This window comes from Erythrobacter ramosus, from assembly GCF_009828055.1.
GTDB classification, from domain to species: Bacteria; Pseudomonadota; Alphaproteobacteria; order Sphingomonadales; family Sphingomonadaceae; genus Erythrobacter; species Erythrobacter ramosus.
The window spans coordinates 872747-886662 of the sequence record NZ_WTYB01000001.1 but is presented as its reverse complement, the minus strand read 5'-3'; the positions used below and the strand labels follow the sequence as shown (position 1 = coordinate 886662).

General features: G+C 65.3%; 8 protein-coding genes. 6 read left to right on the top strand and 2 right to left on the bottom strand.

Features of this window, described 5'->3' with window-relative positions; genetic code table 11:
• Nucleotides 1-173: 173 nt before the first annotated feature.
• The 3 genes from GRI59_RS04500 (at nucleotide 174) to GRI59_RS04490 (ending at nucleotide 7119) form a co-directional block, all read left to right on the top strand.
• Nucleotides 174-1889, top strand: a complete 1716-nt coding sequence (locus GRI59_RS04500; protein ID WP_160759977.1) for a class I adenylate-forming enzyme family protein — start codon at nucleotides 174-176, stop codon at nucleotides 1887-1889.
• 7 nt (nucleotides 1890-1896) lie between these two features.
• Nucleotides 1897-4659, top strand: a complete 2763-nt coding sequence (locus GRI59_RS04495; RefSeq protein WP_160759976.1) for a [protein-PII] uridylyltransferase — start codon at nucleotides 1897-1899, stop codon at nucleotides 4657-4659.
• 117 nt (nucleotides 4660-4776) lie between these two features.
• Complete coding sequence (locus tag GRI59_RS04490; protein WP_160759975.1) at nucleotides 4777-7119, top strand: TonB-dependent receptor; 2343 nt, start codon at nucleotides 4777-4779, stop codon at nucleotides 7117-7119.
• A 59-nt stretch (nucleotides 7120-7178) separates the two neighbouring features.
• On the opposite strand, the gene GRI59_RS04485 is transcribed toward GRI59_RS04490, so the two are convergent.
• A complete protein-coding gene (locus tag GRI59_RS04485; RefSeq protein WP_160759974.1) occupies nucleotides 7179-7649 on the bottom strand; it encodes a hypothetical protein in 471 nt (156 codons plus the stop codon).
• Complete coding sequence (locus GRI59_RS04480; RefSeq protein ID WP_160759973.1) at nucleotides 7646-8308, bottom strand: YggS family pyridoxal phosphate-dependent enzyme; 663 nt, start codon at nucleotides 8306-8308, stop codon at nucleotides 7646-7648. The genes GRI59_RS04485 and GRI59_RS04480 overlap by 4 nt, the downstream gene beginning before the upstream one ends.
• Between GRI59_RS04480 and GRI59_RS04475 the strand changes: the two genes are divergently transcribed.
• The 3 genes from GRI59_RS04475 to GRI59_RS04465 all read left to right on the top strand — a co-directional run bounded on the left by GRI59_RS04475 (nucleotide 8307) and on the right by GRI59_RS04465 (nucleotide 13915).
• On the top strand, nucleotides 8307-8870 hold the full coding sequence (locus GRI59_RS04475) for a thiamine phosphate synthase (protein ID WP_160759972.1): 564 nt from the start codon (nucleotides 8307-8309) through the stop codon (nucleotides 8868-8870). The two genes, GRI59_RS04480 and GRI59_RS04475, sit on opposite strands and share 2 nt — an antisense overlap.
• Before the next feature lie 125 nt (nucleotides 8871-8995).
• Entirely contained in the window at nucleotides 8996-11410 is a 2415-nt protein-coding gene (locus tag GRI59_RS04470; protein WP_160759971.1) for an FtsK/SpoIIIE family DNA translocase, read from the top strand.
• Between the two features lie 138 nt (nucleotides 11411-11548).
• The gene (locus GRI59_RS04465; RefSeq protein WP_160759970.1) at nucleotides 11549-13915 is read left to right on the top strand and encodes a TonB-dependent receptor; all 2367 of its coding nucleotides are present in this window, start codon (nucleotides 11549-11551) and stop codon (nucleotides 13913-13915) included.
• Nucleotide 13916: the final 1 nt, after the last annotated feature.

The window sequence follows — 13916 nt, the reverse complement described above, 5'->3', positions numbered from 1 at the left end:
CGGCGGGCCCGAAGCGAACAAGTTTGGGCCCCGGTCGCGCTGGCGCTTCTGGCACAGCATCCGGGGTAGGGGAAGGGGCGCGGGATCGCCGGGCGGAATGGGATAGGCAATTCGGACGTGGGTCGCACCCCGGCTGGACGGCCGCAACAACAATGAGAGAGGAACATCACCGCATGCCCACCCAGCTGGACAATGCGCTCGAAGCGATCATCACCGGCCTCACCGCTGAAGGCCAGCCGTTCGCCACCGTGCCCTTCACCCGTGACGGTGTGACGATGCCCGCCTTCGCTGGCGCCCCGCCGAGCCTCGCGCATTATTTCGCCCACTTCTCCAACCAGAACAAGGATCTGCCGTTTCTGGTCGATGGCGACATCCGCCTGACTTTTGGCGAAGCCTATGCAGCCGCGACCTGTGTCGCCGAAGGGCTGGTAAAGCACCACGGCATCGCCAAGGGCGACCGCATCGGGCTGGCCGCGCGCAATTCGGCCAACTGGATGATTGCCTATATGGGCATCCTGATGGTCGGCGGCTGCGCGACGCTGCTCAACGGGTTCTCGTCGGGTGATGAGCTGGCCTACGGGCTCGATCTGGCCGAAGCCAAACTGCTGCTGGCCGACGAAGGCCGCGCCGCGCGGCTTGAGGGTCATGCCCATCCGGCCAAGATCGTGCTGTTCACCCATGGCAATGCCCCGTCCGAAGGCCTCGCCAACACTTGGGCGCTTCCGCAGGGCACCAGCGCAGCCATGGCCATGCTGGGCCAGCTTGGCCCGGATGACATTGCGACGATCCTCTATACCTCGGGTTCGACGGGCAAGTCCAAGGGCGCCTGGTCCGATCATCGCGGCGTGGTGAACGGCGTGATGAACTATGTCGCGCAGTCGGCGATGGCCAAGGTGCATCTCGAAAGCGGGGGTGAGGTCATCACCGATCAGCCTTGCGCGCTGGTTGCCGTGCCGCTGTTCCATGTGACCGGCGAAGTGCCGCTGTTCCTGCAAAGCTTCGCCATCGCACGCAAGCTGGTGTTGATGCCCAAGTGGGACGCGGGCCTCGCGATCCGGCTGATGGCGGAGGAAAAGGTCTCCTATTTCGTCGGCGTGCCGCTGATGAGCTACGAAATCGCCAACCACCCGGACCGCGCCAATTACGACCTGTCGGCCTGCAAAAGCTTCGCCGCAGGCGGAGCGCCGCGTCCGGTTGAACACGTCACCCGGATCAAGGAAGCCTTCCCCGGCGGCTTCCCGCTGCTCGGCTACGGCCTCACCGAAACCAACGCAGTGGGCTGCGGCAATTTCAACGAGAACTACCTCGCCAAGCCCGGTTCGACGGGCCGCGCCAGCAAGCCGCTGGTCGATCTCGCGATCCTCGATGACCTTGGCAGTGCACTGCCGCAGGGTCAGGTGGGCGAGGTCTGCATTCGCTCTGTCGCCAATTTCCGCGGCTACTGGAAGAACGAGGAAGCCACCAAGGCCGCCTTCACCGACAATGGCTACTTCCGCACCGGCGACCTCGGCTATCTCGACGAAGACGCCTACCTGTTCATCGTCGACCGCAAGAAGGACATCATCATCCGCGGCGGTGAGAACATCTCGTGCATAGAAGTTGAGGACGCGATCTACGCCCATGACGATGTCGGCGAATGTTCGGTGTTCGGCCTGCCGGACGAACGCTTCGGCGAGGTGCCAGCGGCGGTCTATGCGATGAAGGACGGCCATCCGGCGATCACGCCTGCCGAACTGCGCGCGTTCCTGCTCGAACGGATTGCGCCCTTCAAGGTGCCGCTCGAACAGCACATCTGGTTCACCAGCGAGGCCCTGCCGCGCCTCGGCACCCAGAAGATCGACAAGCGCACGGTCAAGGCCCGCTTCACCGCCGAGGCTGTCGCCGCGTGAGCCACTCGTGAGTCCCAGAAGAGTCCCCGGCCAGCGCGCGATCATTGATCGGCGCGCGCTGGCCGAGGAAATCGCTGCCTTGCATGAGGCAGACGGGGAACGTGCGCGCCCTGCGATCGTCAAGGCGCTGCGCGATGCGCTGGACGCGGGGCGGGCGGAACTCGCCCGGCGGTTGGCCGAAACGCCTTCGGCCGGGCACGATGTCACCGGCGGCTTCAGCTTCCTGATGGATCAGCTGCTCAGGGTGATCCACGATCACGTCACCACGCATATCTACCCTGCCCCCAACGCCACTCAGGCCGAACGGCTCGCGATCCTCGCGGTTGGCGGCTACGGGCGGGCCGAGATGGCGCCCCATTCGGACGTCGACGTCGCCTTCATCACCCCGGGCAAGCGCGCGCCATGGTGCGAGCAAGTGATCGAGACGATGCTCTATCTGCTGTGGGATCTCGGTCTCAAGGTCGGCCATTCGAGCCGCACGGTCGCCGATACGGTGCGCATGGCGAAGGAGGATCTCACCATCCGCACCGCCTTGCTCGAAAGCCGGTTGGTGTGGGGCGAACAGGCGCTGTACGAAGAATTGCGCGCCCGGTTCTGGAACGATGTCGTCAAGGGCAGCGAGCGGCAGTTCCTGACGCAAAAGCTCGCCGAACGCGATGCGCGGCACAAGCGCATGGGTGACAGCCGCTATGTGGTCGAACCCAATATCAAGGAAGGCAAGGGCGCCTTACGCGATCTCCAGACGCTGTACTGGATCGGCAAGTATATCCACCGCGTCGATAATGGCGCGCAGCTGGTCGATGTCGGCCTGCTGACGGCCAACGAGTATCGCAGCTTCCGCCGCGCCGAAGGGTTTCTGCTGGCGGTGCGCTGCCACATGCATCTCATCACGGATCGCGCCGAAGACCGCCTGACCTTCGACTTGCAGCGCGCCGTGGCCGAGCGGATGCAGTTCGCAGACCGTCCCGGCAAGAGCGCGGTCGAGCGGTTCATGCAGTACTATTTCCTGCAAGTGAAACGCGTCGGCAGCCTGACCGGTGTGTTCCTCGCGCACCTCGATGAGGAATTCGCCAAGAAGCGCCCGCGCACCGGGTTCTTTGCTGGCTGGACCCAGCGGCCGCGGATGTTCAAGGGCTATACCGTCGAAGGCGGACGGCTGCGGGCGCCGGGGGATGACTGGTTCCGCGCCGATCCCGTCCGCCTGATCGAAGTGTTCCAGCTGGCCGAGGCCGAGGGGCTGGAAGTCCACCCCGAAACCATGCGGCAGGCCGGGCGCGATGCCAAGCTGATCGATGGCAAGCTGCGCCGCGACAAGCGCGCCAATGCGCTGTTCCTCGATCTGCTATCAGGCCGCAAAGACCCCGAAACCGCACTGCGCTGGATGAACGAGGCTGGGGTGTTCGGCCGCTTCGTGCCCGACTTTGGCCGGGTCGTCGCGCAGATGCAGTTCGACATGTATCACCACTACACGGTCGACGAGCACACGATCCGCGCCATCGGCCTATTGAGCCGGATCGAGCGCGGGTTGCTGGAGGCCGATCACCCGCGCGCGACCCGCGAGTTCCCCAAGCTCGCCTCGCGCCGCGCGCTCTATGTCGCGGTGCTGCTGCACGATATCGCCAAGGGGCGCGGGGGCGATCATTCGGTGCTCGGCGCGGATGTGGCGCACCATCTGTGCCCGCGCTTCGGGCTCGACGAGAAGGAGACCGATCTGGTCGCCTGGCTGGTGCTGCAACACCTGCTGATGAGCCGCACCGCGCAGAAGCGCGACCTCACCGATCCCAAAACGATCGAGGATTTCGTCGGCGAGGTGCAGAGCCTTGAACGCCTGCGCAACCTCGCGATCCTGACCGCGGTCGATATCCGCGCGGTTGGCCCCGGCACATGGAACAGCTGGAAGGGTCAGCTCCTCGGCGAGCTTTACGACGCGGCGCAGGAACGGCTGCGGCTGGGGCACAAGGGCAACGGACGCAAGGCGCGGGTCACGGCCAAGAAGGACGCCGTGCAGCGCCTGCTGGGCGGGGACGCAGATCACTTGGTCAACAGCATCGGCGCGCTGCTGGGCGATGCCTATTGGATCGCCGAACCCGAAGACATCATCGCCGGAAACCTCACCCAATACGATGCCGCCAGTGCCGCAGGCGAAGCTCTGTCGATCCGGTGCGAGGTTGACGAAACCCGCGGTGCCACCCGTGTCAGCGTGATCGCGGCGGACCATCCGGGGCTGTTCTACCGCATGGCGGGCGGCATCCACTTGGCCGGCGCGAACATCATCGATGCGCGCGTCCACACCGCGCGCAGCGGCTATGCCGTCGATAACTTTCTGGTGCAGGACCACAACGCCCAGCCCTTCCGTGAAGCCGCGCAGATGGCCCGTATCGAGAAAGGCATCCGCGACGCGCTGCTCGCCAAGGTCGAACTGGTGCCCAAGCTCGCCGCCCGCCCGCTCGCCCATTCGCGCGCCAAGGCGTTTGATGTCGCCCCGCGCGTCGGGTTCGACAATGACGCTTCGAACCACTTCACCGTGATCGAAGTGACCGCGCGTGATCGTCCGGCACTGCTCAACCGGTTGGCGCACGCGCTCTACAAAGCCAACCTGATCGTCCATTCGGCGCATATCACCGCCTATGGCGAGGCCGCGGCGGACACATTCTACGTGACCGATCTGACCGCCGCCAAGATCAAGGCGCCTGAGCGCCTCGCTGAAATCGAGGCCGCCCTGCTCGCCGCCGCCAGCGACCAGCGCCAGAAACAGCTCGAGAAAGCGTAACTGCAAGAGCTTGAAGATAGCGGCATTTGAAAGCCTTAGCGTGCCTTACGCGCGATAGGTTGCAATCCCGAAACGTATTGCTATGGGGGCGGCCCTCAACTCAGGGAGAGTTCCAAAATGACAATCGCTACCCCCGCGCCGCGCCCCTTCCGGCTCGGCAAGCTGGCGCTCCTGCTCTCGACCGCCGCGCTGACCCCCGTCGCGGCGCAGGCACAGGACGCTGAAGCGCCCGCGCAGGAAGAATCGACCAGCGCGCTCGACACCATCAACGAAATTCTCGTCACCGGCACCAAGACCAAGGATGCCGAAAACGTGCAGGATGTGCCGCTGGCCGTGACCGCGTTCAACGCCGGCACGCTGGAAGCCTTCAAGATCCGCGACATCTCGGGCCTGTCGTTCCAGGCGCCCAGCGTCAGCCTTGACCAGGTCGGCACCAGCCGCGGCACCGCCAACTTCTCGGTTCGCGGGCTTGGCATCAACTCGTCGATCCCGTCGATCGACCCGACTGTCGGCGTGTTCGTTGACGGCGTCTATCTCGGCATCAACGGCGGCGTCGTGTTCGACCTGTTCGACCTCGATTCTGTCGAAGTGCTGCGCGGCCCGCAGGGCGTCTTGTTCGGCCGCAATGTGACCGGCGGCGCGGTGGTGATCAACACCGGCAACCCGACCGAAGATTTCCGCGGCAAGTTCCGCGCGGCGGTGGACGGCCCGGCGCTCGATAACGGCCGCGGCGGCCCCAACTACACTGTCAGCGGCGTGATCAGCGGCCCGATCGTCGAAGACGTGCTGCTGTTCAAGCTCGGCGCCTATTACAACAAGGACGAAGGCTACTTCCGCAACCTTGCGGCCGACACCATCCCGACCTTGTCGCGCAACCACGGCAAGGCCGAAACCAAGATCCTGCGTGGCGCGCTTGAGGCCCGTCTCGGCGGTCTGACCCTGCTCGGCAAACTCGACTATTTCGAGAGCGATGGCGATGGCCCCTCGGCGCAGAACCGCGGCTTCTTTGATCGTAACAGCTATGATCTGGCGATCGACAACCCCGGCTCTTACGCCAACGAGATCTGGACCGGCTCGCTCACGGCGACGATGGATATCGGCGCAGGCACGCTGACCAACGTGTTCGGTTGGCGCAAGTATGACGCCACCACCGATGGCGACATCGACGCGACCCCACGCTTCCTGTTCCACTCGACCACCGAAACCGCGCAGGAGCAATTCTCGAACGAACTGCGCTACGCGATTTCGACCGAAAGCGGGCTCGACCTGACCTTCGGCGGCTTCTGGTTCGATCAGAACCTGGCATACACCGAACGGCGCCAGCTACCGCTCGCCAGCCCGTTGCAGTTCTTCGGCGGCGGCGCGCAGGATCACGAAGTGCTCGGCGTGTTCGCCAATGCGCAATACGAGATCATCGACAGCCTTTCGATCATCGCCGGCATCCGCTGGAATCAGGAAACCAAGGACGCAGCCGTCACCTATGTCCGCCCGCGCACGGCGTGCTCGGTGGTGGACGGCACCTGCCCGACTTCGGGCCGCAACAGCCTGATCCCGAACGAGAACAACGGCTTCACCGATCGCGTGCGGTTCCGCAATGTCTCGCCCAAGCTGGGCTTGCAGTACGAATTTGGCGATAGCCAGATCTACGGCCACTGGAGCCGGGGCTTCCGTTCGGGCGGCTATAACTTCCGCATCACCAACGCTAACGCCTTTGAACAGATCGCGCTGGCACCGGGCGGTACGCTGGCCTTCGACGAAGAAAAGGTCGACACCTACGAAGTGGGCGGCAAGTTCCAGACCGCCGACGGCGTGTTCACCTTCAACGCGGCCGCCTACATCACCAAGATCGACAATATGCAGCGCGAGGTGAACCAGTCGTCGCCGACCGCTGGTGTGGCCCAGTCGATCTTCAATACCGCCAACGCCTCGATCAACGGGATCGAAGCCGAAATGCGGCTGCGTGCGACCGACGCGCTGATCCTGACCGCCAATATCGGCGTGATCGACGCCGAATATACCGAGATCCTGTTCGATATCTCGGCCGATGGCCAGATCAACGGGCGCGATCTGGCGCTGAGCATGCCGCGCGTTCCCCCCGTGACGGTGGGCGCGGGCCTGATCCATGAGCTGGAACTGGGCAACAGCAACATCCTGACCCGCGTGAACTACCAGTACCGCGACACGGCGGCCTATACCGATGACAACTTCGGCTGGCTGAACGACATCCACCAGCTGGAAGCCAACGTCACCTGGAACACCCCGATCGAGGGCCTGTCGTTCTCGGTCTATGGGCGCAACCTGCTCGATCAGGTCCAGGAAGGCGGCGACACGCAGGTTCCGTTCGGCGGTCCGCTGTCCACCGGCCTGCGTCAGCCGTTTGCTGACCGTCCGGCAGCAGGCACCTTCAGCCCGCTGCTGCGCGGCCGCAACGTCGGGATCGAAGCATTGTTTGAGTTTTAAGCAGAACTCAGTCGCGACATTCGAAAGGGGCGCTCCGGCAACGGGGCGCCCTTTTTCGTTCAGTCCTCGGCAGTGGCGAGCAGCAGCGCGATGGCGGTGTCGTCGAAGGCGACGAAGGCCCATTCTAAGCTTGCTGGGGTTATCGGGTTCCAGCCGAAATACATCCGGTTGGTCACGATCTGGCGGGTGCGGGCGTCGAAGCAGGCGAGGAAATCCTCGCCCATCGCCAGCGCATCGGCCTCACCCAGCCACGGCTCGTGCGAGAACACCATGTGGCGCGCAAAGGCTTCGACCAGTGCCGCACGGGCTGAGCGTGCACCGTCCAACTCGGCCTCGGCATCAAGCAGTTCCCAGTTGCCGCCAATCGGTTGATAGCCGAGGCTGGTGACCAGAGCATCGGCGCAGGCATTGTGCAGGCCCGGCGGATGGTCGAGCGCACGCGCCTCAATACGAACTTCGGCTGACCCCGCGCACAGCGGTTCACGCCACGCGGAAATGAAGGCGTCGAGCCGGGCGAGCGCCTCGCTCACCCGCGCGACCCGAACAGCGCGGTGCCGACCCTGATATGCGTCGCGCCCAGCATCACCGCCGTCTCGTAATCGCCGCTCATTCCCATGCTGAGGCCGGTGAGGCCGTGATCCGCCGCCAGTTTGGCGAGCAGCGCAAAGAACGGCGCGGCTTCGGTGTCGGCGGGGGGAATGCACATCAGTCCGGCCAGCGGCACATCGGCGGCGCGCACCGCTTCCAGAAACGCGGGCAGATCGGCTAGCGGACAGCCGCCCTTCTGCGCCTCGTCCCCGATATTGACCTGCACGAAGCACGGCACCCGCCGTCCCGCCTTGTCCATCGCCTTGGCAAGCGCGGTCAGCAGGCTCGGGCGGTCGAGCGAGTGGATCGCATCGAACAGCGCGACGGCTTCTTCGGCCTTGTTCGATTGCAGCTGGCCGATGAGGTGTAGTTCGATATCGGGGTGAGCCGCGCGCAAAGCGGGCCACTTGGCCTGAGCCTCCTGCACGCGGTTCTCCCCGAACACCCGCTGGCCCGCGTCGATCAGCGGCTGGATTTCGGGCGCATCGTGGGTCTTGCTGACCGCAATCAGCGTGACCTCGGCAGGCTCGCGCCGGGCGGGTTTGCACACCTTGGCAATATTGGCGCGGACATCGGCGAGGCGGGACGCTGCATTTTCCATGGGGGCGCTCTATAGCGGGTGCGTGACGCGCGCAAAGCCCCTCCCCGCCCTGTGGCTGATCAGCGATGCGCGCAATGATGCAGGGCTGGAGCGCGCCTTGGCGAAGCTGCCGCGCGGATCGGGATGGATCTATCGCCATTACCATCTGGCGGGGCCGGAGCGTTACGCCCGGTTCCGTGTCCTGCGGCGGATCGCGCGGGCCAAGGGGCATGTGACGATCCTCGCCGATTCGGCCCTGACCGCGCGCGAGTGGGGGGCGGATGGGATCTATGGTGCAGCACGCTCGCTCTGTCCGCGCCGCGCCGGGCTGATCCACCTCGCCACCGCGCATGACCTCGCCGAGCTGGGGCTGGCGGCGCGGATAGGCGCGGATGCGGCGCTGCTTTCGCCGGTGTTCCCGACCCGCTCCCACCCCGGCGGGGGGGTACTGGGGCCGGTGCGGTTCCGGCTGCTGGCACGGCAATCGCGGCTGCCGGTGATCGCGCTGGGGGGGATGACGGCTGCTCAGGCACGCGCGCTCGGCTGGCCGCGCTGGGCGGCCATCGACGGGCTTTCATCCTGACCACCCCGTCACAGGGGCGGCGAACGAGGGGTGGGTGAGAGCACCCGAGCCATGTCGTTCATCGCTCTTTCCTTGACCCGAGTCCGCCTAGGATTCATGATGTGTTCTGCACAGGAGAACCCCCCATGGCCAGCCGCGCGGTCACACCCGTCAAACCCGGTCGCCAGACTGACGCCGAATGGCGCGCTGGTCTGCGCCGCAGCTTGCGCCGAATCGCGCAGATGACCGGCGCCGGGCTGCTGCTGGGCGCTGCGGTGTTTCTGGCGCTGGCGCTGGCGAGCTACACCCAGACCGATCCCAGCGGATCGACCGCAGCTGATCCGGGCGAGGTCGCCAACTGGATGGGCGCTATGGGCGCCTGGGCGGCGGACAAGGTGCTGCTGATCTTCGGCCTGCCCGGCGTGCTGCTGCTGCCCTTGCTCTATGTGTCCGCGCGCAAGCTGTGGCGCGATGTCGAGAATGGCGACGCGCCCGAGACCACCGCATGGTGGATGCCGACCGCGCTGCTGCTGATCGCCATGACCCTGATCGCGACCGTGCTGAGCCTTGCGTTCGAAGATCAGGGCGGCACGCTGCCCGCGCAGGCGGGCGGCCTTTCGGGGCTGCTCGGCGCAGGTGCTATTCAGGCGGTGGCGGCCCGGTTCGGCGCGGATGCCGAGGGCTGGGTGATCCTCGGTCTCGCGCTCACCAGCCTTGCGGTCGGCGTGGGGCTGTTGACGCGGATTTTCGCGATCGACTGGCGGGTGCTGATGAGCCTGCCCGAGTTTCTGGGCGGCGGCTCGCTGTCCGGGCTGATGCGCCGCCTGCCGCTGCCGGGCCGCGCTTCTGTCCCGGCACTTGCCTTTGCCGGTGACGACGGCGACGAAGATGATGTGATCGCCCCGCGCCCGCGCCGCATGGGCAAGGGTGAGGCTGCGGCAGAGCCAACGCCGCAGCCCCCGCGCCGTCCGCCGGAGATCAGCGATCCCTCCGCCCCGCCCAAGCGCGCGGCGGCGGGCAAGACCGCGCAAACCGACATGTTCGCGCCGTTCAACCTGCCGAGCCTCGACCTGCTCGCCGAACCCCCGGTCGACAAGGGCCCCAAGCTCGACAAGCTGGCGTTGGAACGCAACGCCCGCCTGCTCGAAAACGTACTCGACGATTTCAACGTGAAGGGTGAAATCACCGCCGTGCGCACCGGCCCGGTTGTGACGATGTACGAGCTGGAGCCTGCTCCGGGCATCAAGGCCAGCCGCGTGGTCGGCCTCGCCGAAGACATCGCCCGCAATATGAGCGCGATCTCCGCGCGCGTCTCGCCGATCCCCGGGCGCACCGTCATGGGCATCGAATTGCCCAATCAGGATCGCCAGGTGGTGATGCTGAAGGAACTGGCCGCCTGCGCCGATTTTGCCGATGCCAAGGGCAACCTGCCGATCATCCTCGGCAAGGATATCGCGGGCGAGCCGATCATCGCCGATCTGGCCGCCATGCCGCACTTGCTGGTCGCGGGCACCACCGGATCGGGCAAGTCGGTCGGATTGAACGTGATCCTGCTGAGCCTGCTCTACCGCTTCACGCCGACGGAACTGCGCCTGATCCTGATCGATCCCAAGGTGCTCGAACTCAAGACCTATGACGACATCCCCCACCTGCTCTCACCGGTGGTGACGGAGCCTGCCAAATCGGTGCGCGCGCTGAAATGGGCTGTTGAGGAAATGGAGCGGCGCTACCGGATGATGAGCGCGATCTCGTCGCGCAACATCACCTCGTTCAACGAAAAGGTCAGCGCCGCGATCGCCAAGGGCAAACCGCTCGGACGCCGGGTGCAGACCGGGTTCGACCCCGAGACCGGCGAGCAATTGTTCGAGGAAGAACAGCTCGATTACCAGCCGCTGCCGCAAATTGTGCTGATCGTCGACGAGCTGGCTGACTTGATGGTCACCATCGGCAAGGAAATCGAAGTCCTGATCCAGCGCCTCAGCCAGAAGAGCCGCGCGGCGGGCATCCACCTCATCATGGCGACCCAACGCCCCTCGGTCGACGTCATCACCGGCGTGATCAAGGCCAACCTGCCGACACGGATCAGCTTCAAGGTCACCAGCCGGATCGACAGCCGCACCATCCTTGGCGAACAGGGCGCCGAACAGCTGCTGGGCAAGGGCGACATGCTCTACAAGCCCAACACCGGCGCGATGGTGCGCGTCCACGGGCCGTTCGTGTCGGACGAGGAGGTTGAGGCCGTAGCCGATCACTGGCGCGCGCAAGGATCGCCGACCTATATTGATGCTGTCACCGAAGAACCCGAGGATGGCGGCGGGTTCGGCTTCGATGATGAATTCACCGCGTCGGACAACCCGGAAGAACGCAAGTACCGACAGGCCTGCCAGATCGTGTTCGAAAACCAGAAAGCGTCAGGATCGTGGCTCCAGCGCCAGATGGGCGTCGGCTACAACACGGCGGCCAAGTGGATCGAGCGGATGGAGGAAGACGGCTTCGTCGGCCCGGCGAACCATGTCGGTCGCCGCGAAATTTACCGGGATAAGGACGGCAATCCGCTTTAGGTTTCCAAACAAGATGTATTTTGGCAACGCCTTCAAATTGTAAATCAATTGTAACGCGCGCTTCATCCAGCCGTCGCCTCTGCGTCACGCATTGGTGCCACGGGCAAGGCCTCTCTCATGCAACAGGGAAGCCAAAACATGATCCGCACCACCCTCTCGCGCGTCTCGCTCGTCACGGTCGCCACCATCCTCGCCGCCGCCCCGCAGACCGCTTTCGCGCAGGACGCCGAAGCCCCAGCGGACAGCGATACCGCCTCGGGCAACGAGATTATCGTCACCACCCAGAAGATCGAACAGCGCGCGGTTGACGTGCCGATCACCATCACCGCCACCACCGGCGAGCGGATTCGCGATCTCGGCATCACCGATCTTGATGAGCTTTCAAGCTACGTCCCCGGCCTGCTGATCCAAGAGCAGAGCGCCAACAATCCCGGCATCGTGATCCGCGGTATCACCTCGGATAGCGGCTCGGCCCAGCAAGGCCCGCGCGTCACGCTCTATTACAACGGCGTCGATATCTCGCGGTCGCGCGGTTCTTATCAGGCGATCTACGATCTCGAACGCGTCGAAGTGATCAAGGGCCCGCAGGCGACCCTGTTCGGCACCGCCAGCGCCGTGGGCGCGATCAGCATCGTCTCCGCCCGCCCGCGTGAAGGCTTCTCCGCCGAAGTGCGCGGCGGTTATGGCAATTTCAACCAGACCCTGCTCGGCGGCTTCGTGAACGTCGGCAGCGACACGCTGGCCTTCCGCTTGGCGGGCGAATGGCGCACGCGCGATGGCTATGTCGAAAACCTCTCCCCCAATCAGGAGGAGGAACTCTACGCGCAGGACCAGCTCGGTCTGCGCGGCTCGCTGCGCTGGCGCCCGACCGAGGATCTGACGGTTGACCTCGTCGGCACCTATGACCAGCAGCGCAATGGCGGAACGCCGTTCATTTCGGGCCGCTTCCCGGCCTTCACCGGTGCGCCGGGCGGTTCGGCCAACGCCTTCCGCGACGCCAACCTTGGCGGCAATCCGGCAGGCGCGGCGGCGCTGGGCGATGACCAGCTCGGCCTCAACCGTGAGGTTTACGACATCAACCTCACCATCGACCACCAGTTCGATACCGACTGGAGCTTCACCACCGTCAACGGCTACCGCAAGTTCGACAGCGCCGAAGTGTTCGACGCCGACGGCTCGGCGGCGCCTTTCCTCGAATTCGCCGAGATCGCCGATGGCTGGCAGGTCAGCCACGAGGGCCGCTTCACCTATACCGGAACCAAGCTGCGTTCGAGCTTCGGCTGGAACGCCTTCATCGAGGACGGCCGCCAAAACGTGCCCTTCGCCACCGAGGAAGGCACCTTCCTTCAGTGCCTCTCCTCGCTGTTCGGTGCGCCGCTGGTGCCGGGCATCGCCTGCGTCGCGCCCAACGGCTCGGTCCCGGCGAGCGGCGTGACCGCGATCCTGACTGGCGGGGCGGCGACTGCGATCCCCTACACCTCGGTGTTCGAGAATCGCGGCCGCAACGAGGCCTATTCGCTGTTTGCGGACGCGACCTGGATCCCGTTCGAAAGCCTTGAAATCACCGGGGGCATCCGCTGGCTGACCGAATATCGCGGCTCGGAATTCTTCGCCCGCGTGCCCAACAGCCAGATCAGCCGCGCGGCGCTGATCCCCGGCCAGATCGACACCGGCGGCCAGACCTTCGCGGCGGACAAGTGGTTCCAGGCGTGGCTGCCGCGCGTCAACGCGCTCTACCGCATCAGCGATGACGTGAATGTCTTCGCCACCATCTCCAAGGGTCGCCGTTCGCCGGTGGTGCAGGTGGGCGCGGCGCGCAGCGGCGGGCGTCCGGTGCCCAACGTGCAGACCATCGCCGAGGAAACCGTCTGGAACTACGAAGGCGGGATCAAGCTGGCGACGGGCCGCGTGTCGGGTTCGATCGGGGTCTATCATCAGGTCTACAACGACTTCCAGGTCTCGGTCGCGCAGCTTGATGCGAACGGCAACCCGACCGGCGCCTTCGTCACCCAGAGCGCGGGCAAGGCCTCGAACCTCGGGGTCGAAGCCGAGCTGGCAGTGGACGTCACCGATTGGCTCAATGTGTTCGGCAATGTCGGCTATATCGACGGCGGGATTGACGAGGACGGCGCGTTCTCGCCCGCCTTCTCGGGCGCGCGGTTCCGGTTGCAGCCGGAAATTCAGGCCGCGGGCGGCTTCACGGTCGATTACGAATTCGGCAACGGGATGCGCTTCTTCGCCACGCCGAGCGTGACGCACCGCAGCCGGATCTTCTTCGAAGTGCCGAACAATCCGCTGATCGCGCAGGAAGCGGTGACGCTGGTGAACGCGCGCGCCGGGCTCAGCTTTGCCGATGAGCGGTACGAGATCGCCGGCTTCATCCGCAACGCCTTCAATGAAGACTACCTGCTCGACGCGGGCAACACCGGCGGGGCGTTCGGCATTCCGACGTTCATCCCGGCTGAACCGCAGTTCTACGGGGTGGAAGTGACCGCGAAGTTCTAAA

Bases quoted from the DNA above. Each gene is read 5' to 3' on its own strand.
- GRI59_RS04500 (WP_160759977.1), top strand. From the start codon at position 174: ATGCCCACCCAGCTGGACAATGCGCTCGAAGCGATCATCACCGGCCTC.
- GRI59_RS04470 (WP_160759971.1), top strand. From the start codon at position 8,996: ATGGCCAGCCGCGCGGTCACACCCGTCAAACCCGGTCGCCAGACTGAC.
- GRI59_RS04465 (WP_160759970.1), top strand. From the start codon at position 11,549: ATGATCCGCACCACCCTCTCGCGCGTCTCGCTCGTCACGGTCGCCACC.
- GRI59_RS04490 (WP_160759975.1), top strand. From the start codon at position 4,777: ATGACAATCGCTACCCCCGCGCCGCGCCCCTTCCGGCTCGGCAAGCTG.
- GRI59_RS04480 (WP_160759973.1), bottom strand. From the start codon at position 8,308: ATGGAAAATGCAGCGTCCCGCCTCGCCGATGTCCGCGCCAATATTGCC.
- GRI59_RS04475 (WP_160759972.1), top strand. From the start codon at position 8,307: ATGGGGGCGCTCTATAGCGGGTGCGTGACGCGCGCAAAGCCCCTCCCC.